Genomic DNA, 25,582 nt, shown 5'->3' with positions numbered 1-25,582 from the left:
GGTTTTGGCCGTTTTAAATAGGCATAATACCCGCTTTTCGACACATTGAGAATTTGGCATAAGAGGGTCACGGGATACTCCTCCCTCAAAGCAGAAATACCCTCGTATTTCTTGTTTATACGTTCTTTTTGAGAGAGGCCTGGAACTTTTTTAGAATCTCAATCTCCAAATCTTTTGCTTTTAACGTGGACTTTAAATGATCAATTTCTTTTTGTAATTCTGCAGTTTGACTAGATTGATTTTTGGTCGATTTATTGAAGCAGGCAGCGCCGTGGAGTTTATACTTTTTAGCCCAATTTAAGATGGTATCCGGGTCAACATTTAGCTCATGCCCCAATTGAGAAGAACTTTTCACTCCATTTAGGTATTCTTGGGATGCCCTAATTTTTATATCGGGATCGAGGTGTCTTTTACGAGTAGGCTTGTTCATTTTAATTCCCCCTTATATGTTAGTATATCACCGAATTATGATGGTCTATTTGTCCATTATAAGGGGGTCGAGCACAGGCACCTCCCGAAAATTCTTGTTTCACATCAATAGTTTCACAGAGAGTGAAGTGAAAGAAGCTTCACTCTTTTTAATATTGGTGACAGGCACCCCCCCGATTAATCTTGTTTCACAGATTGTTCCACACATAGTGGTCATTTTACCTCTTCTATAATCAACCCATTTCAAATATAATTGTAAATAAACGGTAAAGTTGAAACTATCCATTTTTTGAGGAAGGAATGACAACCATCAGAACATTATTAAAGTTTTGCTGCCTCCTATTGTTGTCTGCCTGTACTTTAGGTGCTGTTCAGGAAGAAGGTTACATTATAAGCAAAAGTGATTCTGAAATTTGGGTTGTACCGGCCAATGAAAAAGAGATAGAAGAGGAAGAGTTTGAGGAACTTGCAGAAACTTTTGGTGGTGAAGGAACATATTTTAAAATTACCAGCCTTGATAGCAAACTTAGGGATAAGCTCAAAGCAGGTCAGAAAGTAATAGTTTACTACAATGGAAATAAAGCAACATCAGCCCCAGGACAAGCAGGAGCCATAAAGGTAAAAATTGTGAAGTGAGGACGGCCAGCCTAGCGTAGACCATCGTTCTTTGATACTCACCATGTGGGGGGAAAGTAATGAGAAATAGTAGAGTGCTCATGATGATGCTGATCCTTTGCTGTATGGTAATGTCTTCATGTTCGAAAAAGCCTGTCTTTGAAGGTTATGTTGCCCAAAAGTTTTCTGAGCCTAATATGATTCTGGTCATTAGTAACATTTCAGATGAAGTGCTTGAGAATGGAACACAAGAAGAAATAATGGAGATAGCTTACGAACAAGGCATGTTTTTTTATGTAAGTAAAAGACAATTAAAGAATTTAGAGATTGGGCAAAAAGTTGCCATAACCTACAACGGCAAGGCTCAGGAATCGCTTCCTCCTAAGACAGGGGCAGAGCGGATTGAGGTATTGGAAGAATAAAGCAAAAGTAAGGTGAAAAAAATGAAAATAGAAGTCAGCTGGTTTCCTCCCCGAAAAGTAATGATAGAACCGAAGGCGGAAGCCACTTATCCTTTTGAGATCCACGGAGATTTCCGGCATATCGTGGAATTTCCCTATTATGCCGAAAGTGGTCTTACAAATCATTATGAAGTATTTTTTTGCAGCTGGATGGAGAATCCGGATTATTATCCTGTTTATTCACTTGTGGAAATCTTTGATTTTCAGCAGGCAGAATTTGAAGGTCTGTACAGGGAGCAGGATATAGCGTTCAATTGTGCGAAAGGCGAATACAAAGATACCTTCTTTGTAAAAGCAGTGATTCGCACCCCGCAGCAATTCAAAGCCTATTATCCTTATTTGCATGGAAACGGAAATATGCTGAACCTGTCATTATGGTCGATCAAACAGGATGTGTTCAGCCTGGAGGAAAGGGAGCACGAGTCGCCTTATCCTGTGAAAAGGACCAAAAATAACATTACCAGACTTGTTAAACTTACATGGTCAGCCAATGTACCTATTGTCACTTTAACCGGGGATTCCACAGTATTTTGGGTAGGGCATGATGGCAATTACATTACAGTAATCTCAAATAATGAACACTTTTCAAGGAATAGATTCTCTTCAAAAAATAGTTCCGAAGATGGCTGAGCTGGTCGAGAATTATGAGTGGGAATAAGTTGGGGACTAATACGCGATTGTTGAATGTTAGTTTGGGAAACAGTGTAAGGGGATTATATAGTTGAACAAAAAGCTTATGATTTCTATATTACTGGCAATCTGTGTTTTTTTCATCTGGTTCTTTAAAGTCGAAAATGATTATAAAGAAAAAGAATTAGAAGAAGCAGCTTTCAGGACTTTTTTTGAACAAGTAAAAAAAGACAGTGAAATTACTGAGGCCTATCGACAAGGGAAACAGTCAAAAGAGGTCTTCGAACTAAGTAAAGAAAACGTTATTACCACTTTTGAGCTTTTAACAATGAATTATCGTGCGTTGAAGATGGATGATACAGATAGATATCATGATATTCTTCAGTTATTCCCGCAGTACTGGCAATTAACATCTCATAAAGATGTAACGAATGCTCAGCGGCAAAACATTGATTACATACTTTCTGAGTTTGAAAGAATTAATGAGGAAGTTAAAATAGAAGCCACTAATAAAAAAATCTTTTATTACAAAATTAGGTGACAGGCACCTCCCGATAAATCTTGTTTCATAAGATGTTTCACAGTGAGCTAATTTAATAATGATACGATTTCTAAGGTGAAGCACTAGTTGCTTTACCTTTTTTCTATTTTGAAAATGGAAGGGATAAGTGAATATTTATTTTTAAAAATTCAGAAATTAATTTTACAAACAGATGAACTTATGTTATTTTCTAATTGTATTAGTCATATATTATTACTAAATAAAGGAGGGGAGGATTACAGAGTGAATTAGTGAGATTCAATAGAATTTTGTAAAGCGTTAAGATCTAAAATAGGGGGAGCATGACGATGAGCGGATTAGATTGGGGAGTCATTATTGCATTTTTCTTATTGATGGTTGTTATTGGATTCACCACCTACAAAAAGGTGCAGGGTTCGAAGGATTATTTTGTGGCTGGCGGGAATCTTCCCTGGTGGCTTGGCGGTATATCTCATCATGTGGGCGGCTATAGCGGGGCAGTATTTGTGGCCTATGCAGGGCTTGCTTATACGCATGGGTTCAGTTTGTATGTGTGGTGGGCGCTGCCGATCTTCGTATCTGTAATTGTAGGCGCTTACATTATGGCGCCGCGCTGGTCCAAGCTGAGAACTAAACTGGACATTGAATCGCCAACTGAGTATCTTGCAATGCGCTATAATGTGCCGACTCAGCAATTGATTGCATGGAGCGGTGTGCTGTTAAAACTGTTTGATGTTGGAGCGAAATGGGCTGCGATTGGGATACTGTTGAATGTATTTACAGGGGTTCCGATCATGTATGGAATCTTGCTGTCGGGATTGGTTTCCTTGGTTTATATTACGATTGGCGGCATATGGGCCGATCTGTGGACAGACTTTGTTCAATTCCTTATTCAAATCGTGGCAGCATTTGTTATGTTCTTTATAGTTTTAAGCAAAATGGGTGGTGTTAGTTCGATATTCGGGATTTGGGATAATCTCCCGCCGGCGAACAGCCAGCCATTCAATGAACCATACTCAATTGGATATGTGTTAGTTTTCGTCTTCATTGTTTTCTTAAGCTACAACGGTGGTACTTGGAATCTTGCAGCAAGATATATCTCTTCTCCATCCGGGAAAGAAGCAAAGAAATCTGCCCTATTATCTGGCTGGCTTTACCTTTTGTTCCCATTGATCCTGTTCTTTCCGATGTGGGCTGCTCCGCTGATCCTGCCAAATCTTGATGATCCAACCAAATCATATGCCCTATTGACACAAGAGCTTCTTCCTGCCGGCTTAGTTGGTCTAGTGCTGGCATCATTATTTGCCGCAACCATGTCGATGACATCCTCAGACGCCAACACTATTTCATCTGTAATCACCAGAGATATACTTCCCGTCATGTCCTGGAAATTCAAAGGGCTTAACCAGCAAGCCACCTTGAAGATTGCCCGGATTACTACATTCATCTTTACTTTCGCTACCCTTATTATCGCTATCTTTTCAGATAACTTCGGCGGAGTTCTCGGTCTGCTGATCTCCTGGTTCGCAGCTTTGGTCGGACCTGTTTCCATCCCAATGCTGCTTGGGCTGCTGCCAGCCTTTAAACGAAGCGGATCTGCAGCAGCATTCTCTTCCATCATTGCCGGTTTTATCATGTTTGCAGTAACTAAATATTGGGTGGATTGGCCGCTTTACGTAGAATTGGGTGCTCCGGTATTTTCCTCCGCACTAGTTTATATCGGAATGGGCTTCTTTAATAACAAAGCAGTTTCACCTGATGTGGAGGATATGCTTACTGCCATAAGCAAAAGTGACGAAGAGCTTGCCAGCGATACAAAAAACATCAATACAGCATTATAAAAGAGGAGAATTTAATGAATGAAATAAATGAATTTTATCAGAAGGAGATTGTGGGGAACTTCTGGCCGTTCTGGGAAAATGCCTTCGACCGGAAGTACGGCGGCGTTTTTACCTGCTATACCAATGACGGCTCACAGCTCGTCAGCAGAGACAAGTATACCTGGTCACAGGGGCGCTTTCTTTGGCTCTGTTCTGAGCTGTATCAGCTGGCTGAGGCAGGACGGTTGCCCCTTGAACCGGCATCATTAAAGGACATGGCGGAAAAAACGTATGCCTTTCTGAAGAAGCATACACTCACCAGGGAAAACCATGTGCTTTACGCTGTCACTGAGGATGGAGGGGAAATTGAGGGGCAAAAGGATATTAGTATATATGCAGATTGCTTCTTTGTTCTCGGAGTAAATAAATATGCCGAAATATTTAATAATGCTGATGCTTTTTCCCTGGCAGTATCGGTTTATAAGACTGTAAACACGAGAGTGCTGGAGGGAAAGGTGAAAACAGAGCCCTATCCTATTCCTGAAGGCTATTTATCCCATTCAATCAATATGATTCTATTAAATGTCGCGCAGGAAATAGAGAAAACAGCAGACCAGTTTTCTTTTTCCATAGAGAGTCTTGGCGTAAAGACGTCTGGTGAATTGAGCAGATATATATTGAGAGAATTTATTGCTGAAGATGGCAGGTGCATTGAGCTGAAACCGGAAAGGGAAGGGAGCGGCGGTACGTTATTGGAAAATCATCTGAATCCTGGCCATACGCTCGAATCAATTTGGTTTCATCTCCATAGCATGCACGAATGGAAAGAAAGTGAGCGCGGGGCGGTCCTCGAAGCACTTTCCAAAGTTGCCTTAAAAGCGATTGAAGCTGGCTGGGATGAGGAATATGGCGGGTTATTGCGTTTTGTAGATAAAAATGGCGGCAAGCCAAGCGGGCGGGAGAATGATGATGAACCCTACTGTGCCCTAATTCGCGATACCTGGGACACCAAGCTTTGGTGGCCGCATTCTGAAGCGCTGTATACGCTGCTCCTTCTCTACCAGCATACCAAGAAAGAGGTATTTAAAGAATGGTATCAGCGGGTGGCCGGCTACACGTTTAAGACCTTTCCAAACCCTGATAAACAGATTGGAGAATGGATTCAAATCAGGGATCGGCAAGGCAAGCCATTAAACAAAGTAGTTGCGCTTCCGGTGAAGGATCCATTCCATGTGATAAGGAATTTTATACTGATTATGAAGTTGTTTTAGTGATTGTGAACAGAAAGGAGAATACGGCATGTCACTTTGGCTGGGAGTTCATCAGATTGATATAACCCCAGAGATGCCAGTGCAGCTGGCGGGGTTTGCCCATCGAAAAGGCAAGGCAAAGAGTGTCCATTCTCCTCTTTTCTTAAAAACCTTTTATTTTGAAATCGGAGCAGAAAAATCAGTCCTCTTCATAGGGGATGTGATCTGGTGGGATACAGAATATGTTCAAAAGTGGAGAGGCACCTTGAGCGATAAATTTAGCATTGCTTCGGAGTCTATCTGCTTCCATGCCACCCACAATCACTCTGGTCCGCAGACCAGTGCTGCTTTTACAAGCCTTCTTGGTGAAGCGGATCCTCAATATCTCGGCTCATTGGAAGAAATGATTATTGAAAGTGTAAGAGCCGCAAAAAGTGATAAAGAAATAGTCACTGCAGCCCGGAGATATACAACGTGTGAGATGGGGGTAAACCGCAGGTACTCCGAGGGCAAGAGAATCGTGATGAGGCCTAATTACGATGGGATTGTTGATCAAACAGTTTCCATTATTTCTTTTGAAAAAAAGAACCAGGAAGTAAAAGGGGTGCTTCTTCACTATGCCTGCCATCCTACCTCAACGGATGCCAATATTCTTTCAGCTGAATTTCCGGGTTATTGCTGTGCCATAATTCAAGAGCAATACAGCAATGCAGTCATCGGCTTTTTGCAGGGCTGCTGTGGAGAGGTAAGACCGGCATTAGTAAAAGATAAAGAGTTTTATAGAGGAGAAACATCTGATATGGAACGGCTGGGAGCCCAGCTTGCTGCGCCAGTTCTTCAGGCTTTGAGGGAACAGACGGGTGAAAAGCTGGAGATGAATTTCATGGAAGCGAAGGTGATGAGTGTGCCCCTTTTCTTCCAGGAAGGTTATCAAGCTGCAGCAGAGATGGATGCGAGAGTCCAATGTTTATGGAAGGATCATGTGCATAAGCACTGGAGCGCTGGAAGCTCGGCCAAGTTGGAGATACAGGTATTAAATCTTGGAAATGATTTAAGTTTTGTCTGTTTCAGTGGAGAGATGGTCCAGCAGTATGGGCAGTATGTAAGGGGCCTCTCTCCCGGGTCCCTTGCAATAGGATACAGCAACGGGATGTCCGGGTATATCCCGACTGCTGCACAGATCCGGGAAGGCGGATATGAATCGGAGGATTTTATCTATTATTTCGGACTGCCCGCGCCTTTTCAGGAAGGGATGGAAGAGACAATCGTGCTGGCCATAAAAAATAGTTTGGTAGGTGAGAGAATTGACAGTTAAAGCAATTAAAGAAGGACAGAAAGACAAGCTGGCCTATTATGTGTTTAAAAACCGGGATGACATGGGCAGGGCTGCGGCTGCTGATATCGCAGGGCAGATTGTAAAGCTTCAAAAGGAACAGGGTGAAATCAGGATGGTTTTTGCCGCTGCGCCATCCCAGAATGAGGTTCTGGATTATTTAATACAGGACAGCAGAATCAGGTGGGAGGATATGACCGCCTTTCATATGGATGAATACATTGGCCTTCCAAACGATGCGCCACAGCTTTTCCAAAACTTTTTGAAGGAGAGGCTGTTTGACAAAGTTCCATTCAAGCAGGTTCATCTCATCAACAGTTCCAATAAGGAAGAGGTGGAGCGGTACACACGCCTATTACAGGAAGCTCCAATTGATATTGTGTGTCTTGGAATTGGGGAAAACGGCCACATTGCTTTCAACGATCCCCCGGTTGCTGATTTTGAAGATGAACACATGATTAAAAAAGTGGAACTGGAGGAAGCATGCAGACAGCAGCAAGTAAATGATGGCTGTTTTTCCAGCCTGGAGGATGTGCCGTTATACGCTTTTACGCTGACAATCCCGGCTCTGCTGGCAGCAGGATCCATGTATTGTGCTGTTCCTGGCAGAACAAAAGCAGAAGCCGTTCGGCAGACCCTTAATGGCCCAATCAGTACGGCATGTCCTGCCACTATTTTAAGAACACATGCTCAGGCAAAATTATATTTGGATAAGGATTCCTTTGGAGATGAACAGGATGGAAGGTAATTATTATACGCTGGAGGGCATGCACTATAAGGATAATAAGCCAGTAAGAATCATCATTAAAGATGGCTTCATCGAATCAATGGAACCCTTGGCTGCGTTGGAGGATTCTGAGCTTTATATAGCTCCCGGATTTGTAGACCTCCAGGTGAATGGCTACAGGGGTGTTGATTTTAATAGCATTGAACTCACCGTGGATGATGTAAGGAAGGCCTGCTTGTTTCTTTTGGAGGAAGGGGCTACTTCCTTTTTTCCTACGATTATTACAAACTCTTTTGATCAAATTGCATCGCTCACGTCTACCATTTCACTTGCACGGGAGCAGAATGAACTGGTGAGAAGCATGATACCGGGTATCCATTTGGAAGGACCGTTCCTATCAGGGGAGGATGGCCCAAGAGGGGCACACAGCAAACAATATATTCAGCCTCCCGACTTTGAGTTTTTCCAGGCACTGAATGAATCAGTCAATGGACTGATCAAAATTATTACACTGTCACCTGAATGGCCGGATGCGGCGGACTTTATCAAGAAGGCAGCAGCACATCAAGTGCTGGTGTCTATCGGCCATACAGCGGCCGATGGGGAACAGATCAGGGAGGCGGTTAAAGCGGGAGCAACACTATCAACGCACCTCGGCAACGGCGCCCATGTTATGCTCCCGAGGCATCCAAACTATCTATGGGATCAGCTGGCGGAGGATTCGCTTGCAGCAACAGTCATTTGTGATGGCTACCATTTGCCATCTTCGGTTTTAAAAGTGATTGAGAAGGTAAAGGAAGACAAGATGCTGATCATTAGCGACAGCGTGGCATTAGCCGGTCTCCCTCCAGGTGATTATACAGCTCCCGTGGGAGGGGAAGTTACCTTAACGGAACAAGGAAAGCTGCATTTGAAGAATGAACCGAAACTGCTGGCGGGCTCTGCCCAAAGCATACTTTGGGGAGTCAATACTCTAACATCCATGGGCATAACAGCTTTGGAAAAAGCCATTGAAAAAGCTTCTATCCTGCCTGCGAAGCTGCTGAACCTTCCGCAGAAAGACGGTCTGCAGGCAGGTGCACCGGCAGATCTCCTCTTGTTTCGCAAAGAAAACGGCCGTATGGAGTTAATTAGGTCAATAAAACTGGGGGATCCGTGTCCCGTAAATCAATGAATGGAGTGTTGCATGATGAATTATGCACTAGAATACTTTGGTCAGATTAAAAGCTATCTGGAAGAAATTATCGCAACAGAGAGTGATGATATTAATCTGGCAGCAAGGGCCGTGGCAGACCATATAAAAGAAGACAGAATCGTGTACGTATATGGGCCTGGGGGCCATTCCAATCTGGGATCGCAGGAGTTGTTCTTTCGTGCCGGCGGGCTGATGCATGTTAGTGCTATTTTGGATGAAGGCACCTTGTTGAGCAGCGGGGCACTGCGATCGATGGCGATTGAGCGTACTCCGGGCTATGGAAAAGTAGTCCTCCAGGATTATGGCCTGGAATCAGGTGATCTTTTGATCATCGTAAACGCATATGGAATCAACGCAGCGACGATCGATGCTGCACTGGAAGCAAAAAGGCTGGGCGTGAAGACTATCGGAGTATCTTCAGTGAAGCATGCTGCCTCCACTCCTGCAGATCATATTGCAAGACATCCGTCCAAGCAGAATCTGCATGACATAGTGGATATCTCCATTGATTCTAAAATAGAGGTGGGCGACGCGGTAATTGAAATGGAGGGTCTCGAACAAAAGGTAGGAGCAATATCCACTTTTGTAAATGCCTATATTCTTAATTCTGTAAGCATGGAGGCAATTGCATTACTGGTTGAGCAAGGTATTCAGCCTCCCATCTGGAAGAGCGGAAACGCAACGGGAGGAGATGAATGGAACCAGCAGTTTATTTCACGTTTTAAGCACAAAATTAAGAAATTATAAGCTTTTGCTTGATATAATGGTTGGAAACGGCAGTGAGTAGAAAAGAGGATTCAGCCATGTTAACCAAAGGGCCAGGTATACTACGCGAACAAAATCAAAAGAAAATACTATCGCTTCTGCGCAAATATAAGCAAACGTCCCGGAAAGATCTTGCGAAATGGATGGGGGTAAGCAAAAACACCGTGTCTATTATCGTGGATCAGTACATAAATGAGGGAATCATCCGCGAAGTGGGTGTAAAGGACCTGCAAAAAGCCGGGCGGCCTAAAATATTGATTGAAATGAATGCGGATGCTTACCATGCAATTGGAATGGCCATCCATCATAATGGTATTGAATATGTTGTTACAAATTATTATCTGGAAACACTTAAAAGCGGCTTTATAGAAGTGGAAGGCAGGGACATCACTGCTGTCTGTGAAAAAATAATCTGCATTGCAGAAAGCCTGATCAATGAGTTTACCAATGTGCTGGGCATTGGAATCGGTGTGCCAGGGATTGTGAATTCACAAGAAGGCATCGTCTATGAATCTACGAATCTCCAGTGGAAAAATGTAAATATCTCAGATAAGTTAAAGGGCTCTATTCAGGTATCTTTGGTCATTCAAAATAATGTTAAAATGGCCTCCCTTTGCTCAAGTGTATATGACGAAGATATCGATGCCAGCAGTTTTTTCTATATCCGGATTGGTGATGGGATTGGCGGTGCGTTTATCATAGACGGAAGCATCTGGAACGGAGAAAGCTTCACCTCTGGAGAGATTGGCCATATTTCTGTGGATCCCAATGGGCCTCTCTGCGGATGCGGCCAAATGGGATGCCTTGAAAAGATGATCAGCAGAAAGGTATTCAATGAATGGCAGACGAGTCTTAATGGCATATCCAGGGATGAAAGAGAGAGAAAAACAGAACAGCAGCTTCAGCATTACGGAACTTTATTAGGTGTTTCCCTGATAAGCATCCTTAATCTTATAAACCCAGGGAAGATTGTGATAGACAGCCCGTACAATCAATATGGAATCTTTCAATCTTCGGTCAGGGACTACCTTGATCAGAATGCCTTAAGAATCCCCAGCTTCCAGACACATATCTACTTTAATAAGGAAGCATTTTCTCAAACAGTGGGTGCAGCTACGGCTGTGATCCATCAGTTTGAGGGGTAGAGTGATAGAGGTGACAGGCACCTCCCGAAAATTCTTGTTTCACACAAATGTTTCACGAGACCCATTGGTTTCCAATACCAATCAAATACCAATCAAACTTTCCTAAATCTTATATGAGAGCTGCATAGAGTAATAACCACAACCTAATAGTTGTGGTTATTTCCATTATATAAGCAGCACCCGTTTGTTTAGACCACAACAGATTTGCTCATACTTCTAACAGTATTCATGATGGGAGTGCTGTTTATGAATAATGAAGAAGGAAACTTTGTGACAGGGCTATATTGGGGCATATTGTTGAGTGTTCCGCTATGGATCAGTTTGGTTGGCTGGGTTAAGCTGATTTTGCGGATATTGATTTAGTCTTTTACCTCTAATGAAAGGCCACGCTTACTCATAAGTTGGGCGGACCATTAGTTCACTTAAATAGTTCATGTTAAGAAAATATACTAAAATTAAAATCAGTATTAACAGTGATTGAATCAAAGAGATGAACACTTTCCTTTTGATATTAACATTCTTCCTTATTGTAAGAAGAGTCAGTGGGAAAGCTATTATAAAACTAGTCGTGATGGCAAATAACTCAACATGGTCGTTAAATAAGTTTGTATATAAGTTCGGGGAAAAATTTTGAACTGGCTGTGCAGCAAATGGAAGTGTGATGGCCAATAGAAAAAATATAATGAATGCATGTAAAATAAAGGTTATAAACGTAAAGTACAATTTTGATTTTCCTCCTGGTCTTCTTTATAAATAAGACGAGCCCCCCTCTATTTCGTTTCATTATTTATCTGAACTTTCCATTTTTATCATCCGAAAACCACACAAATTTAAATTTTCTGGATATTTTTATAGAATTACCGGATATTTTTTAAAAATGTAAGCAGTTACAATTGTAAATGTAACTGCTTACATTCTTTTAAGGGAGGAAAGATAGATGAAGAAGATGGGACTTATTCTTTCTGGTTTAGTGGTTGCTGCAGGACTGGTTGGCTGCAGCGGGGGAGATGAAAAAGCGGGTTCGAATGGCGATGCTGTTGAATTGACGTTATGGAATGACTGGACAGAGGATCGCCCGGAAAACGCAGCATATAAAAATATGGTAGAGAAATTCAATGAAGAACATGATGATATTGAGGTCGTGATTGAGGCGATTCCGCATGATCAGTATGAAACCAAATTAAGGACACAGGCTGCGGGCAACCAATTGCCGGATATGTTCCGCGTATGGCCTGGTGCCCGAATTGCTCCGCTGGTTGAAGGAAATGCGCTTCTTTCGCTGAACGAGATCGTTGATAACTGGGAAGGTACGATTCCTGAGGGTATCATGAAGGATTATGCCGTTGATGGGGAGCACTACGCGATTCCTGGAAACATCAGTGAAACGAGCTTGATTTACTATAACAAAGAGCTTGTGTCACAGGCGGGCTTCGAGGAGTTCCCAAAAACGTATGAAGAGCTGAAATCATTGATTGAAGCATTGAACGGTGAAGATATTACACCGATCGCCCTTGGCAATAAAGGGATCTGGCCGCTGCAGTCAGTATACATTTCAACGATTGCGGACCGCTTCACTGGGAGTGACTTCTTGCCGAATGTGCTGAATGGTGAAGGTTCTTTTGAAGATGAGCAATTTATCAAGAGCTTAGAGGTTATTGACGAGTTAACAAAGATGAATGCCTTTAATGCAGACATGAATACATTGGATGAAGCTCAGGCCCGCAACAACTTTATCTCCGGAAAGACTGCGATGCACTTTGCTGGATCTTGGGCAATCGGGCCGATTTTAGACAGTGCGGAAAATGTGGATAACATCGGTGTTGCACCATTCCCTACCTTTGAGGGTGCAGAAGGCGATCAGGAGAAGATAGCTGGTGTAGCTGGAGGCGGAATTGCCTTGAACAGTAAATTAAGCGGCGAAGAAAAGGAAGCTGCTTTTGAATTCCTGAAGTTCTTCTATAGTGAAGATATGTATCAGCAATTGCTGGAAGCGAATATCGTTGTTCCTGCCGACCTGGAAATGGGCGACGATATCCCTGAAATCTTCCAAACTGCCAACAAGCTGGCACAGGGCGGATTGTCACCGGTTTATGATGCGACGTTAACACCGGAATTGACGGATATGATCAACAATGGCCTGCAATCTATCACTCTGGGAGAGAAGACTCCTGAAGAGCTTGCTGCAGAGATGCAAAAAGAGGCAGAAAAATAATCATATAACCTGGGCAGGCTGTTAATTCTATTAGCAGCCTGTCAACATCAAGGGGTGAGATTCATGCAACCTACAAAAGGTACGAAAATAGCGATTGCGGCCGGTTTGGCGCCTGCATTGCTCATTTACTTAGTTTTTGCGATTCTGCCGATCCTGCAGTCCTTTTACTATTCCCTGATGGAGTGGAACGGGTTCTCGGCCATGAAGTTTGTCGGTCTTGATAATTTTGTTCAGTTATTCCAGGATTCCCTTTTCTGGAATTCAGTAAAAAATAATATTTACGTCGTTTTGGCTTCTGTATTTGGGCAGGTTCCCATTGCCTTATTTATTGCTTTATTGTTAAACCGGAAAATCAAGGGCTTGAAAATTTTCCGTACGATCGGTTTTCTTCCCGTCGTTTTGTCAACGGTTGTCATCTCTTTAACCTGGAGCCTTATTTTCAACTCTGAACAGGGATTGATCAATGAATTGCTTCGGGCAGTCGGGCTGGACTTCCTGGCACAAAACTGGCTGGGCGATACCACATTTTCCATGATTGCTGTTTTGGTGGTCGTTATCTGGCAGTTCGTCGGCCTGTATCTGATCATCTTCCTTGCCGCCTTGCAGAATGTACCGCAGGAAGTGCTGGAGGCAGCGAAAATAGATGGTGCTTCTGAATGGACAACTACCTGGAAAATTACGATTCCGATGATATGGGATACGATCATTGTAGCGGTCATTCTTGCCATCTCCGGAAGTTTGAAAACATTTGATCTGATTTATGTCATGACACATGGCGGTCCTGCGCATTCAACGGATGTTATGGCACTGTATATGTTCAATGAAACGTTCAGCAAGCTTCAGTATGGATACGGCAGTGCAGTTTCCGTCGTTATATTCTTCTTCAGCCTCATTTTGATTTACACGGTGACAAAACTTCTTGGACGTAAGATGATATAAGGGAGGTACACATTATGCAGCCGGTTATGTCTAAACCGCCGACGATAGATGCTGAACCAAAGCGGAAGAAGCTGAAGTGGAAAAGGCCGATTATATACGCTGTTCTCATCATCTTCGCCATTGTCAATGCCTATCCAATCATTTGGATGGCCATTAATTCATTCAAATCAGAAAAAGAATTTGCGACCAATCAATTCGGTCTCCCAAGCACATTTGTTTTTGAAAATTACCTCAGCGCATGGGAAACCGCCAATCTGGGGACCTTATTCACCAATAGTTTATTTGTTACAATAACGGCGACACTATTAACGGTCCTGATAGGTGCAATCGCCTCTTATTTTCTATCAAGATTCAATTTTAAGCTGAATAAAGCGGCCTATGTTTTCTTTATATTCGGAATGCTGATTCCGATTCATGCGACACTTGTGCCGATGTTTATATTAATGAGGAATTTAGGGCTTTTGAATATGCCGATTACACTGATTTTTCCGTATATCGCCTTTCATCTGCCGATTACGATTTTTATTTTGACAAGCTTTATGAAGGCTTTTCCAAAGGATATTGAGGAATCAGCCATTATGGATGGCTGCGGGATTTTCCGTATTTTCTGGTCGATTATCCTGCCGATGTCGCGTCCGGCCTTGGCAACGGTCGTCATCCTGAATTTCATTTATAATTGGAATGAATTCTCATTCGCCCTCGTTTTAATCAATGACCCGGCATTGCAGACACTTCCACTGGGTCTGGCAAGCTTTGCGGGACAATTTACGACGAATTACGGTGCACAAATGGCTGGATTGACCATGTCCATGATTCCGATTCTCGCTTTCTATCTATTGCTAGAAAAAGAAATTGTCAATGGAATGACAGCAGGTGCCGTAAAAGGCTAAGAACTAAAGCAGCAAGGCAAAGGTGATCAATATGCCCCGTAACTGGAATTTAAAAAGAAAATTTGTAACCGTGTTCTTCATTTTGATCTCTTTGCCAACCATATTTTTAGGCGTCCTGATTTATTATCAGGCAACCGATGCTTTTAAAAAACAAGCGGAGGAGAATATTCTTTCGCGGTTCGAGAAAAACCAGGAAACACTAAATTCGATTATTCGGGACGTTGAAAGCATGTCCTCTTATATGATTTATGATCAGGATTTCCGGAGCTTTTTTAAGCTGCCAAAGTATAGAGTCCAGGAAATCAGACTGGCAGAGGAAGAAATTCGGGGCTATTTTACTTTTCAGCTTATGAGCTATGACTATATTGATTCGATTGAACTGACCAGCCGTGGTGACCGCAGCTTTCAGACGGGAAACCCGGTCAGCGGTGTTCAAGAAGAACCGTTCGTCGAAAAAGCGATTGAGGCCAATGGCTCTCCAAGCTGGAGCGGTTCTTATGAAGTGGGAAGTGACTGGGGCGGCAAGCATTCAGTGGTTCTGATGACCAGGGTGATCAATGATTTGCGGAATATATCTGAACCGATTGGTTTGGCTAAGATCCGTCTGGATACGAAGAAGGTATTTCGAAGGGTAGAAGTAGATCCTTCTCAGCAAGGGGACTATTTTATCTTATCAAATCAAGGGGATGTGATCCTTCACAAAGATCCTTCCATTGTCGGTAAGAGGTTTCCGGACAGGGAGCTATTGGATGCCATCCTGAAAAGCGATGAGCATACAGTCCGTTATAAGAAAGATGGAAACGTATTCCTGATTGTAAAAAGGGAAGTAAAGAATACAAACTGGCTGTCGGTGGCGATGGTGAACCAGGATATAGTGGTCGGTAACCTGTACAATGTCAGGAATCTTATTCTTTTCATGATCCTATTACTTGCCCTGCTCGGCGGGATTGCGTTTATCGGCTTTTATTTAAGGCTGGTAAAACCAATTGTGGAGCTGACGGGCCAAACGGAACAATTAGAAAAAGGGAATTTCAGCGCGAAGGTAAAGGTTGGGTCTCAGGATGAAATCGGAATATTAGGGATGAGATTCAATCAGATGGTATCAAAGATTCAAAAGTATATCGACATAGAGTACCGTCTAAAGATCAAACAAAAAGAATCGGAGCTTAAGGCCCTGCAGAATCAAATCGATCCTCATTTCTTATATAACACCCTGGATTTGATCCGCTGGACCGCAAGGATGGAAAAGGCATACGAAACAGGCGGGTTAATTGAGAAACTTTCAAGAATTTTCCGCATGAATCTGAATATGGGCAAGATGTGGGTCTCTGTTGAAAAAGAAATGATATACCTGCAAAACTATCTGGAGCTGCAGCGAAGCAGGATGGGAGAGCATCGTCTGCAATTTGCAATCTACTATGATTATGAAATCAAAGACGCGTATCTCATGAAACAGATTCTGCAGCCGATTGTGGAGAATAGCATCGCGCATGGGTTCAGGAATCTGCCCCGGAAAGGCAAGATCACGATCCGCTGCTACAGGCGGGAGCAAGAGGTTTGGATTGATGTGATTGATAACGGATGGGGATTTCCGGAGCAGGAGGAAGCTGCGGAAAACAATCAAACCGGCTATGCCTTAAATAATCTTAAAGAACGGATTGAGATCGCTTTTGGCGGAAGCTTCGGGATTGAACAAGAAGCCAGCCGTGAAGGCGCCTGGATTCGAGTGAAACTGCCAGTCTTGTGCGAAAGCGGCATAGAAGCAATTTCTGATAAGTCGGGTGAAGAATAATATGACCTTCAAAATGCTGATTGTAGATGATGAACCTATGATTTGCCGGGGGCTGGCGTATACCATTCCTTGGGAAGAACATCAGATTGAAGTCGCCGGCCTTGCGCATGATGGCGAGGAAGCGATGAACAAGGTAAAAGAACTGAATGGCGTCGATATCGTGATCACCGATATCCGAATGCCGAATAAAGATGGGCTGGACCTGGCTGCTTTTCTAAAGGAGAGATATCCGCAAACCAGGATCATCATGATCAGCGGCTATGATGAGTTTAAATATGCGCAGAAAGCGATCCAGCTAGGTGTAGAGGATTATCTGCTCAAGCCGGTAAACATTGATGAATTGCTTGAGGTTGCCCAAAAGATAACCAAAGAAATCCATCAAAGGCAAGCAGAACGCAGACAGCATGAACAAATCAGGCTCCGGAATCTCATTTACCATCATGTGTTTGATTACCCAACTGATGAGATAGCAGGGAATGACCTGCTTGGAACCACTCCATGCTTTGCTTTTATCAGCATGAAAAAACAGGATGCGATCACCGGGGCAGCACATCCTGAAGAAGAAAAGGCACAGAAAGCGCTTTGGAAAAAATCTATTGATGATGCTTTTGCAGAAATTGATGTTAGAAGTGTTTCAATCTTTATGAGTGAAAATCTGCTGCTGACTTGTCTTGTGGAGCAATCTGACAGCCTGGCAAAGGACCGGATCGGAAAGCTGGTATGTGAAGATTCCTGGGTCTTCCTGCTAAGCGACCATGCTGTTCCGCTGGGTAGCCTTTCTCAGGCAATCGGGCCGCTGCGGGAGGGGGTCCGGCATCTTCCTATAAACAGTGAAAAGATTTTCTTTTGTTCCGAATTGGAAAAAGCAGAAAGCCGCAGCACTCCATATCCCGAACAAATGGAAGAGAAGTTGATTCAAGCGATTTTAAGAGTTGACCAAAATCAGATTGAAGAACATGTCCATCTCTTAGTGAACTATCTGAAATCTAATCAGTTTTTATTGGAAGAATCGATTTCAATCTGCAGGAGAATGAGCCGAGGGCTGAGGAGCAGGCTGAAGAGTTTAGGGCAAAAAGATTCCTTCCATTTTCCATCGGTGTTTGAACAGGGAGCAGAGCTGCTCATTGCAGAATCTTATGCTGTGTTCGGCGGGTGGCTGCTCCAGGATATTGAAAGGGCGATCCATGTGTTCAATCTGAAAGCAGCTGATAACAAAGATTGGCTGATTGAAAGGGCCCTGGAATACATAAGGACCTATTATAAGTCAGAAATAAAAGCCCAGGAAGTTGCTGATGTGGTCAATATCACGCCCAATTATTTCAGCTCTTTATTCAAACAGAAAACAGGCAAGTCCTTTAATGAGTATGTCAACCATATGCGCGTGGAAGAAGCGAAAACCCTGCTGGAGGAAACACCTTTTAAAATCAATGAGATCGCTGAACAGGCAGGGTTTCATGAGTATAAGTATTTTGTAGAAGTGTTCCGCAAATTTTCAGGCATGACGCCGACGCAGTACCGAAAATTAAGGTCCACCTAATTTATTTCAAGGAGGAAATGAGAATGGAAAAAATCAATGTGAGTATACCGAAGGATTTCATCATCGGGGCGGCAGTGTCCGCATGGCAGACAGAAGGATGGTCAGGCAAAAAAGATTCACAGGATTCATATATGGACCTTTGGTATAAAAACAATAAAAATGTGTGGCACAATGGCTATGGCCCTGCTGTAGCGACTGATTTCAGAAACCGCTATAAAGAAGATATTGCGGCCATGAAGGAAATCGGGCTGACCCATTTCCGGACTTCTATCAACTGGTCCCGCTTTTTAACAGATTATGAGAATGCGATAGTTGACGAAGAGTATGCAGATTATATAGGTGATGTCATTGATGAGCTGCAGGCAAACGGCGTTGAGCCAATGATTTGCCTGGAGCACTATGAGGTACCGGGTCAGTTATTTGAAAAGTATGACGGATGGGGCTCAAAGCATGTGGTGGAACTGTTTGTTCAATATGCAGATAAAGTGTTTGACCGCTATGGAGACCGTGTAAAGCACTGGTTTGTATTCAATGAGCCGGTTGTTCCGCAGACCCGTATGTACCTGGATGCGATTCGCTGGCCATTTGAACAGAATACGAAAAAATGGATGCAGTGGAACTATAATAAAGGGCTTGCGACAGCCAGAATCGTTCAATTGTTTAAGGAAAAGGGCCTCAAAGAGAAGGCGGGGGCTAAGATTGGGACCATCCTCAATCCCGAAGTCACGTATGCCAGATCATCTGCGCCGCATGATCAGGAAGCAGCGAAAATGTACGATCTCTTTTTCAACCGTGTGTTCCTGGATCCGGCGATTAAAGGGGTATACCCTGAGGAGCTGCTGGAGTTAAATGAGAAGCATGGGATTGCTTTTGACCATACAGAGGAAGAGCTGCAAACGATCAAGGAGAATACAGTCGATTATGTTGGCTTGAACCTATATTTCCCGCATCGTGTGCAGGCAAGGACTTCTGCCTGGAATGAGCGTGTGCCGTTCCATCCGGCCTATTATTACGAGAAGTTCGACCTTCCCGGGAAAAAGATGAATCCCTACCGCGGCTGGGAAATCTACCCGAAAATCATGTTTGATATGGCCGTGAGAATGAAGGAAGAGTACGGAAACATTGAATGGTTCATTGCTGAAAACGGCATGGGCGTTGAAAATGAGCAGCGCTTTAAAAATGAAGAAGGCATAATCCAGGATGATTACCGCATCGAATTTATTTCAGAACATTTGAAGTGGCTCCTGAAGGCTGTGGACGAGGGGGCCAATTGCAAGGGCTATATGCTTTGGGCGCTTTCTGATTGCGTGTCGCCGATGAACGCCTTCAAGAACCGCTATGGACTGGTGGAAATCAATCTGGAAGACAATCTAAAGCGAAGCCTGAAAAAATCGGCTTACTGGTATAAGCAGATCATTGAAACAAGAGAATTTGAAGCCCATAACGATGAGCTGAATAAATAGTTGTTTCAGGGTGATGTTTCACTGCTTTCCAAGCCGGTGAAGCATCACTTTTTTTACCAGTTTGCCTGAAAGTCATATTATTCGGATGGACGTGATGGAATGGAGAAGTATTTAGCTTTTGACCTTGGCGGCACGTATGTGAAATACGGCATTGTCACAGAGCAGGCGGAAATCCTGGAAACCAGCAAGATCAAGACACCGAAAACACTGGATAGACTATTGGAGGCTATGGCAGAAATCAGTGAAGCCCATCCGGAATGTGAAGGAATTGCCGTATGCAGCCCTGGTGCTGTTTCTGATGAGGGAATCATATATGGCTCCAGTGCGATCCCGTTCATCCATGGCCCGAATATGAAAAGCCAGATCAGCGAGAGGACAGGAAAGCAGGTATTCCTTGGCAATGATGCCAATTGCGCCGGCTATGCGGAAATATGGAAAGGGGCAGCCAAGGGCAGGAAGGATGTCCTGGTGATGGTGATCGGCACCGGGATCGGCGGCTCTGTGTTCAAGGATGGAAATCTGCACAAGGGAGCTAATCTGCATGGCGGAGAATTCGGCTATATGTTTTTAACAACAGATATTGAAGGCGACAACAATGTCTGGAGCCGGTTAGCGTCCACAAAGGCCCTGGTCAAAAAGGTAGCTGCCCTCAAACAAGTGGATCCGGACACATTGTCCGGAGAGGAAATTTTTCAGCTGGCAGAGAACGGAGATAGCATTTGTATAAAAGCACTGGACGAGTTCTATCACTACCTGGCAGTCGGCATCTACAATCTTCAATATATCTATGACCCGGAGATCATCCTCATCGGCGGGGGCATTAGTGCCAGGAAAGACCTCATCGACAATATCAACCTTAAGCTTGATGCCATTCTTGCTAAGGTCGGCCTTGCGAAGATCAAACCGAATATAGAGGCCTGCACATTTAGGCAGCATGCTAATTTGCTGGGGGCTGTTTATGGGTATAGAAGGTGACAGGCACCACCCGAATAATCTTGTTTTACAGGATTGTTTCACACTCTATTGAAGCGGTGACAGGCACCACCCGAATAATCTTGTTTCACACAATTGTTTCACAGACCGGCGGAGGAAACATAAAGCGGTGACAGTGGTCAAGCCCCTTAAAAATGGACACTAATAAAAATCGGTTATTTCTATAATGAAGAACAGAGAAATTAGCTAATTTCCTAAAAAAGTGTATAGAAAATAAAGCTACAACATCCTATTTTTTAAACAGCTTGGTCAAATAATGATAAATATTCTTTAGGGGATTGATAGCTCAATTTCTTTTGTATGCGCTTTTCGTTGAAGTATTTTATGTACTTGAGTAAATAGCTTTCTATTGTTTCTAAAGAGATTAAAGGGAAGAAGCAGGGCATTTCTACTTTGAGTGTGGAGAAAAAGCTCTCTATTACGGCGTTATCCCAACAATTTGCTTTCCTGGACATACTAGGGGTAAAACCATATTCTTTAGGGGATTGATAGCTCAATTTCTTTTGTATGCGCTTTTCGTTGAAGTATTTTATGTACTTGAGTAAATAGCTTTCTATTGTTTCTAAAGAGATTAAAGGGAAGAAGCAGGGCATTTCTACTTTGAGTGTGGAGAAAAAGCTCTCTATTACGGCGTTATCCCAACAATTTGCTTTCCTGGACATACTAGGGGTAAAACCATATTCCCTGCTCCACTGGTTATAGGCGAACGAACGGTATACGTTGCCCTGATCACTATGAATCGTTACTCCGTTCAACGAAGGGAGCTTGCGGTTCTTTTTTGCTTCCAACAGTGTTTGTTTAATAAGCTCTGCATTCGGGCTTGAACTTACCTGAAGTGCTACTATTTCACGGTTAAATAGATCCATAACGGCTGATATATAAAGTTTACGGCTGTCTACCAAAACCTCCGTCACGTCAGTGACCCATTTAGTGTTGGGCAATATGGCATGAAAGTCTCTTTGCAACTTATTTTCGTATATATATCCAGCGGATTGAGCCTTTTGACTATAGGTTKTTTTCGGCTGGCGAACAACAGCTTGGAGGTTAATCTCCCGCATCAGACGAGCCACTTTTTTGTGGTTCACTCGAGTGCCGCTCTTACTCAGGTATTTGGCGATTCTTTTGGCACCGTAGGTACCATTGTGCAGGGTATATGCTCTTTTGATTTTTGTAATAAGCCTTTTATCGTCAGATGAAAGAGCAGGTTTTGGCCGTTTTAAATAGGCATAATACCCGCTTTTCGACACATTGAGAATTTGGCATAAGAGGGTCACGGGATACTCCTCCCTCAAAGCAGAAATACCCTCGTATTTCTTGTTTATACGTTCTTTTTGAGAGAGGCCTGGAACTTTTTTAGAATCTCAATCTCCAAATCTTTTGCTTTTAACGTGGACTTTAAATGATCAATTTCTTTTTGTAATTCTGCAGTTTGACTAGATTGATTTTTGGTCGATTTATTGAAGCAGGCAGCGCCGTGNGGTTTTGGCCGTTTTAAATAGGCATAATACCCGCTTTTCGACACATTGAGAATTTGGCATAAGAGGGTCACGGGATACTCCTCCCTCAAAGCAGAAATACCCTCGTATTTCTTGTTTATACGTTCTTTTTGAGAGAGGCCTGGAACTTTTTTAGAATCTCAATCTCCAAATCTTTTGCTTTTAACGTGGACTTTAAATGATCAATTTCTTTTTGTAATTCTGCAGTTTGACTAGATTGATTTTTGGTCGATTTATTGAAGCAGGCAGCGCCGTGGAGTTYATACTTTTTAGCCCAATTTAAGATGGTATCCGGGTCAACATTTAGCTCATGCCCCAATTGAGATGAACTTTTCACTCCATTTAGGTATTCTTGGGATGCCCTAATTTTTATATCGGGATCGAGGTGTCTTTTACGAGTAGGCTTGTTCATTTTAATTCCCCCTTATATGTTAGTATATCACCGAATTATGATGGTCTATTTGTCCATTATAAGGGGGTCGAGCACAGACACCTCCCGAATATTCTTGTTTCATACAATTATTTCACACACCAAGCGGAGGAAACAGATATAACTTCGAACTGGAATATGACGTGAAAAGCACTGCCAGGTAAAATACCGGCAGTGCTTTTTTATATATTTTACTATTTTAACCTCTGAACCTATTTACAGGAAACTTCCAATCTTATATTATTATGTTATACGATATATCGCATAACATAATATCAAGCAACATAATAACTCCAACAATGAAAGAAGGGATTTACCAATGGCTTACACCGGAGGCCCAATGACCGAGGCAATGTACTACGTACTCCTCGCACTCATGCGTCCCAACCACGGCTACCAGCTGATGCATGCTATCGCTGAAGTTTCAAAAGGCCGTGTGAATATGGGGCCGGGCACTCTTTACGGAGTGCTTTCAAGGATGCAAAAGGACGGACTTATTTCCCTGGCTGAAAATGATGGCAGAAGAAAGACCTACAAAATTACAGCTGATGGGGAACATGCCCTGCGTGTTGAGTATGGACGATTAAAAGCCCTGATTGAAGACAGCAGGATTTTAGAGGAGGGTGAGGGGAATGGGTAAAATTGTACGCAAACTCCGGCCCGAGGACTATTGGCGGATCGGGGAGCATGAAAGCTGGTTTGCGGACATGGCAGCAGAAGGGCTTTACCTTAAAAAGATGGGGCTCCGATTTGCTAAGTTTGCAAAAGGTGAACCGAAGAAAATGAGATACAGAATTGATGTTTCATTCAGTAAGAAGATTTCAAGTGAACAGATTGAAATGTATTCCGAGAGCGGATGGGATTATGTGACTACCTATAATTATTTCCATGTGTTTTCTTCACCCGCTGAGCTTCATGCGCCAGAGATCCATACAGATCCAGCGGAGCAATCTTATACATTAAAGGCATTGGATGAAAAGTATACTCAGACTGCCTGGTTCGTCACAATCATGATCCTATTGACGATTGGTATGCTGGCTACTCTATGGTTCCTGGAGGGAACACCAATTTTGCTGATGGTTGAGGGCAGTGTACTTACACAAACCATTTTAACCATCATCATCGGATATTCGGCCTATACCTCGCTACAGGCTGCCATATCTATTCGGGCGCTGCGGAAAAAGCTGGCCGAAGGAAAACCGATTGACCACGATGCTCCATGGAAGAAGCGCTTCCGGCGCAATACGGCGATATCCTTGCTTTTTATGCTGACAGCCGGTTCCGTTGCTGTAATGTCATTCGCGAAGCTGTTTATCATGGACACGAAAACATTGCCTGAGGGAAACCTGGATTTGCCGATTGTGAGATTGGCAGATGTAGAACAGAATCCTGATATGGTTCGGGAAGAGCCAGTATATTTTGATGATAATGTGGACTGGGGCAACCGCTATTCCCGTAACTGGAGTCCTTTGGCACCCGTGCAGTATGAAGCAGACGAAAACGGAGTGGTGCCCGGCAAGATGTGGAATGATGGCAGCGGAGAATATTCACCATCTATACAAACAGAAGTCTATAAGCTGACCTTCCCGTCTTTGGCCGATAATCTGATTTCTGATTTGATTAAAAGATACGAGTATGAAGAAAACCATGATTTGTATCAGGAGAAAACCCATCCTGATTTAGATCAGCTCATTGTATATGAAGAAAACTATTTGAAAAAGGTATTCGCTTTCAAGGGGGATACTGTGATATATGTTTGGTACCACGGGAAGGCGGATGTGGATGCGGTGATTGAGGCAGTTGTGGAGAAGTTTTAGGTGAAAGGCACCTCCCGAAAAATCTTGTTTCACAGCTATGTTTCACAAGTTTGATGCTAGAGCTGGAGAGGGACAGCTTTACTGTCCCTCTCTGGCTTCCAAAGCATTTAATCAATCGTTTGATTAACAAATTTCACCTGAAAAGAGAGCGGGACGATGAGCCTCTCCCTCTGTCTTTCCCTTCATCTCTGCTCAGTGTAAACCCAATCGTCTTCAAAGCACTTTCCAGGCTGGCCTCGGTTTTTACTGATTTCAAATCTATATTTGTGCTGATTGCGTTTAACGCCAAGTCCGGCCTGATACCGGTAAGTATGGGGGTTACTCCGATCAGGCTCAGCATATTGGCAACTTTTAATAGTGAAGAGCTCACCATATCGTTAATTTGGAGAATCCCCGACAAATCAATGATTAGATACTCAAGTGACAGGCTTTCACTCTTGGTGAGGGCCAATTCTATGATGGTTTCCAGCCGGAATTCATTGATATTGCCGATGATCGGAAGGATGGCTACTCCTGTAGTGATCGGGACTAGCGGTGCTGACAGAGTTTGAATCTGTCTATTCGCATCGTCGAGCTCCAGCACATAAGACAGGAGAGAGCTCATAGTTTCAAAAAGCTCCACATGTTCCTCGGTGAGTTCAAAGGTTTCCGTATCCAGTCCGCAGATGGTCCCATAATTCCTTCCATCTTCATAAAAAATAGGAAGGCCTACAAAGCTGCCGCTTCCTAAATTCCGGGTCACATTAAGTGCGTTTGATAAATCGCTTTTTGTAATATCTGGAATGAACAGGACCTTTTCGCCATGATCCACACTCAGCTTGCAAAAAGTCTCTTCAAAAGGAAGAGTATCTCCTTCCCTCAGCAAAGTATCCCCATGATTAACAACCTTAACAATCTCATTTGTCCTTTGATCATTTTTAGCAATGAAAAGAGTATTTATATTTAAAATCCTGCTCATCATTCGTAGGATGCTGTCCGCCGCTTCATCGAAATTCATGAACTTGCTGTAAGAAAAAACATTTGAATTCATATGTATTTGTACCCCTCAATCCTAAAATAAGCCTTAACTAAGTTTTTACCACACTTTGAGATAGTTAAACATGGTGACAGGTACCTCCCGAAA

At 43.1% G+C, this 25,582-nt stretch carries 24 protein-coding genes; 20 read left to right on the top strand and 4 right to left on the bottom strand.

Annotated elements, in window-relative coordinates:
* Positions 1–115: 115 nt before the first annotated feature.
* Positions 116–430: a helix-turn-helix domain-containing protein gene (locus tag FZD51_RS07780; protein WP_148974205.1), complete on the bottom strand. Its 315-nt coding sequence runs from the start codon at positions 428–430 to the stop codon at positions 116–118.
* Positions 431–729: 299 nt separating this feature from the next.
* Between FZD51_RS07780 and FZD51_RS07775 the strand changes: the two genes are divergently transcribed.
* The 18 genes from FZD51_RS07775 (at position 730) to FZD51_RS07690 (ending at position 20,698) form a co-directional block, all read left to right on the top strand.
* Positions 730–1,065 carry a YobA family protein gene (locus FZD51_RS07775; RefSeq protein ID WP_022544455.1) on the top strand — a complete coding sequence of 112 codons (336 nt, stop codon included), beginning with the start codon at positions 730–732 and terminating at the stop codon, positions 1,063–1,065.
* Positions 1,066–1,124: 59 nt separating this feature from the next.
* Complete coding sequence (locus FZD51_RS07770; protein WP_148974228.1) at positions 1,125–1,466, top strand: YobA family protein; 342 nt, start codon at positions 1,125–1,127, stop codon at positions 1,464–1,466.
* A 21-nt stretch (positions 1,467–1,487) separates the two neighbouring features.
* Positions 1,488–2,135 carry a hypothetical protein gene (locus FZD51_RS07765; protein WP_262380789.1) on the top strand — a complete coding sequence of 216 codons (648 nt, stop codon included), beginning with the start codon at positions 1,488–1,490 and terminating at the stop codon, positions 2,133–2,135.
* Positions 2,136–2,226: 91 nt separating this feature from the next.
* Positions 2,227–2,676, top strand: coding sequence for a hypothetical protein (locus FZD51_RS07760; protein ID WP_148974227.1), 450 nt, complete (start codon positions 2,227–2,229; stop codon positions 2,674–2,676).
* Positions 2,677–2,984: 308 nt separating this feature from the next.
* Positions 2,985–4,496, top strand: coding sequence for a sodium:solute symporter family protein (locus tag FZD51_RS07755; RefSeq protein WP_262380788.1), 1,512 nt, complete (start codon positions 2,985–2,987; stop codon positions 4,494–4,496).
* 14 nt (positions 4,497–4,510) lie between these two features.
* Positions 4,511–5,746: an AGE family epimerase/isomerase gene (locus FZD51_RS07750; RefSeq protein WP_148974225.1), complete on the top strand. Its 1,236-nt coding sequence runs from the start codon at positions 4,511–4,513 to the stop codon at positions 5,744–5,746.
* 28 nt (positions 5,747–5,774) lie between these two features.
* Positions 5,775–7,040: a neutral/alkaline non-lysosomal ceramidase N-terminal domain-containing protein gene (locus FZD51_RS07745; RefSeq protein ID WP_148974224.1), complete on the top strand. Its 1,266-nt coding sequence runs from the start codon at positions 5,775–5,777 to the stop codon at positions 7,038–7,040.
* Positions 7,030–7,806 (top strand): glucosamine-6-phosphate deaminase, encoded by a 777-nt coding sequence (locus FZD51_RS07740; RefSeq protein ID WP_187445668.1) that lies wholly within the window; start codon positions 7,030–7,032, stop codon positions 7,804–7,806. Before FZD51_RS07745 ends, FZD51_RS07740 begins: the two co-directional genes overlap by 11 nt.
* Positions 7,796–8,959 (top strand): N-acetylglucosamine-6-phosphate deacetylase, encoded by a 1,164-nt coding sequence (locus FZD51_RS07735; RefSeq protein WP_262380787.1) that lies wholly within the window; start codon positions 7,796–7,798, stop codon positions 8,957–8,959. The genes FZD51_RS07740 and FZD51_RS07735 overlap by 11 nt, the downstream gene beginning before the upstream one ends.
* Positions 8,960–8,971: 12 nt before the next feature.
* The gene (locus FZD51_RS07730; RefSeq protein ID WP_262380786.1) at positions 8,972–9,727 is read left to right on the top strand and encodes an SIS domain-containing protein; all 756 of its coding nucleotides are present in this window, start codon (positions 8,972–8,974) and stop codon (positions 9,725–9,727) included.
* A 56-nt stretch (positions 9,728–9,783) separates the two neighbouring features.
* A complete protein-coding gene (locus tag FZD51_RS07725) occupies positions 9,784–10,890 on the top strand; it encodes an ROK family transcriptional regulator (RefSeq protein WP_148974220.1) in 1,107 nt (368 codons plus the stop codon).
* A gap of 937 nt (positions 10,891–11,827) precedes the next feature.
* A complete protein-coding gene (locus tag FZD51_RS07720) occupies positions 11,828–13,102 on the top strand; it encodes an extracellular solute-binding protein (RefSeq protein ID WP_148974219.1) in 1,275 nt (424 codons plus the stop codon).
* Positions 13,103–13,165: 63 nt separating this feature from the next.
* Entirely contained in the window at positions 13,166–14,041 is an 876-nt protein-coding gene (locus tag FZD51_RS07715) for a carbohydrate ABC transporter permease (protein WP_148974218.1), read from the top strand.
* Between the two features lie 14 nt (positions 14,042–14,055).
* Positions 14,056–14,931, top strand: coding sequence for a carbohydrate ABC transporter permease (locus tag FZD51_RS07710; protein WP_148974217.1), 876 nt, complete (start codon positions 14,056–14,058; stop codon positions 14,929–14,931).
* A 31-nt stretch (positions 14,932–14,962) separates the two neighbouring features.
* On the top strand, positions 14,963–16,723 hold the full coding sequence (locus tag FZD51_RS07705) for a cache domain-containing sensor histidine kinase (RefSeq protein WP_148974216.1): 1,761 nt from the start codon (positions 14,963–14,965) through the stop codon (positions 16,721–16,723).
* Position 16,724: 1 nt separating this feature from the next.
* A complete protein-coding gene (locus FZD51_RS07700) occupies positions 16,725–18,260 on the top strand; it encodes a response regulator transcription factor (protein WP_148974215.1) in 1,536 nt (511 codons plus the stop codon).
* A 23-nt stretch (positions 18,261–18,283) separates the two neighbouring features.
* On the top strand, positions 18,284–19,723 hold the full coding sequence (locus tag FZD51_RS07695; protein WP_148974214.1) for a glycoside hydrolase family 1 protein: 1,440 nt from the start codon (positions 18,284–18,286) through the stop codon (positions 19,721–19,723).
* A 99-nt stretch (positions 19,724–19,822) separates the two neighbouring features.
* Entirely contained in the window at positions 19,823–20,698 is an 876-nt protein-coding gene (locus FZD51_RS07690) for an ROK family protein (protein ID WP_148974213.1), read from the top strand.
* Between the two features lie 254 nt (positions 20,699–20,952).
* Here FZD51_RS07690 and FZD51_RS07685 read toward each other — a convergent pair whose 3' ends face one another.
* Entirely contained in the window at positions 20,953–22,038 is a 1,086-nt protein-coding gene (locus FZD51_RS07685; RefSeq protein ID WP_262380800.1) for an IS3 family transposase, read from the bottom strand.
* Between the two features lie 271 nt (positions 22,039–22,309).
* Positions 22,310–22,624 (bottom strand): transposase, encoded by a 315-nt coding sequence (locus FZD51_RS07680; RefSeq protein ID WP_148974211.1) that lies wholly within the window; start codon positions 22,622–22,624, stop codon positions 22,310–22,312.
* Positions 22,625–22,961: 337 nt separating this feature from the next.
* Here FZD51_RS07680 and FZD51_RS07675 point away from each other — a divergent pair, with 337 nt between their 5' ends.
* Both FZD51_RS07675 and FZD51_RS07670 read left to right on the top strand, forming a co-directional pair.
* Positions 22,962–23,282: a PadR family transcriptional regulator gene (locus tag FZD51_RS07675; protein WP_148974210.1), complete on the top strand. Its 321-nt coding sequence runs from the start codon at positions 22,962–22,964 to the stop codon at positions 23,280–23,282.
* The gene (locus FZD51_RS07670; RefSeq protein WP_148974209.1) at positions 23,275–24,459 is read left to right on the top strand and encodes a DUF2812 domain-containing protein; all 1,185 of its coding nucleotides are present in this window, start codon (positions 23,275–23,277) and stop codon (positions 24,457–24,459) included. Before FZD51_RS07675 ends, FZD51_RS07670 begins: the two co-directional genes overlap by 8 nt.
* Positions 24,460–24,592: 133 nt before the next feature.
* On the opposite strand, the gene FZD51_RS07665 is transcribed toward FZD51_RS07670, so the two are convergent.
* A complete protein-coding gene (locus tag FZD51_RS07665) occupies positions 24,593–25,489 on the bottom strand; it encodes a GAF domain-containing protein (RefSeq protein WP_148974208.1) in 897 nt (298 codons plus the stop codon).
* Positions 25,490–25,582: the final 93 nt, after the last annotated feature.

The sequence above is a fragment of the Bacillus infantis genome, assembly GCF_008180445.1.
In the GTDB taxonomy this organism is placed as follows: domain Bacteria; phylum Bacillota; class Bacilli; order Bacillales; family Cytobacillaceae; genus Bacillus_AB; species Bacillus_AB infantis_B.
Note: the sequence above shows the minus strand (reverse complement) of the source record. Positions and strands in the feature narration are given on the sequence as shown.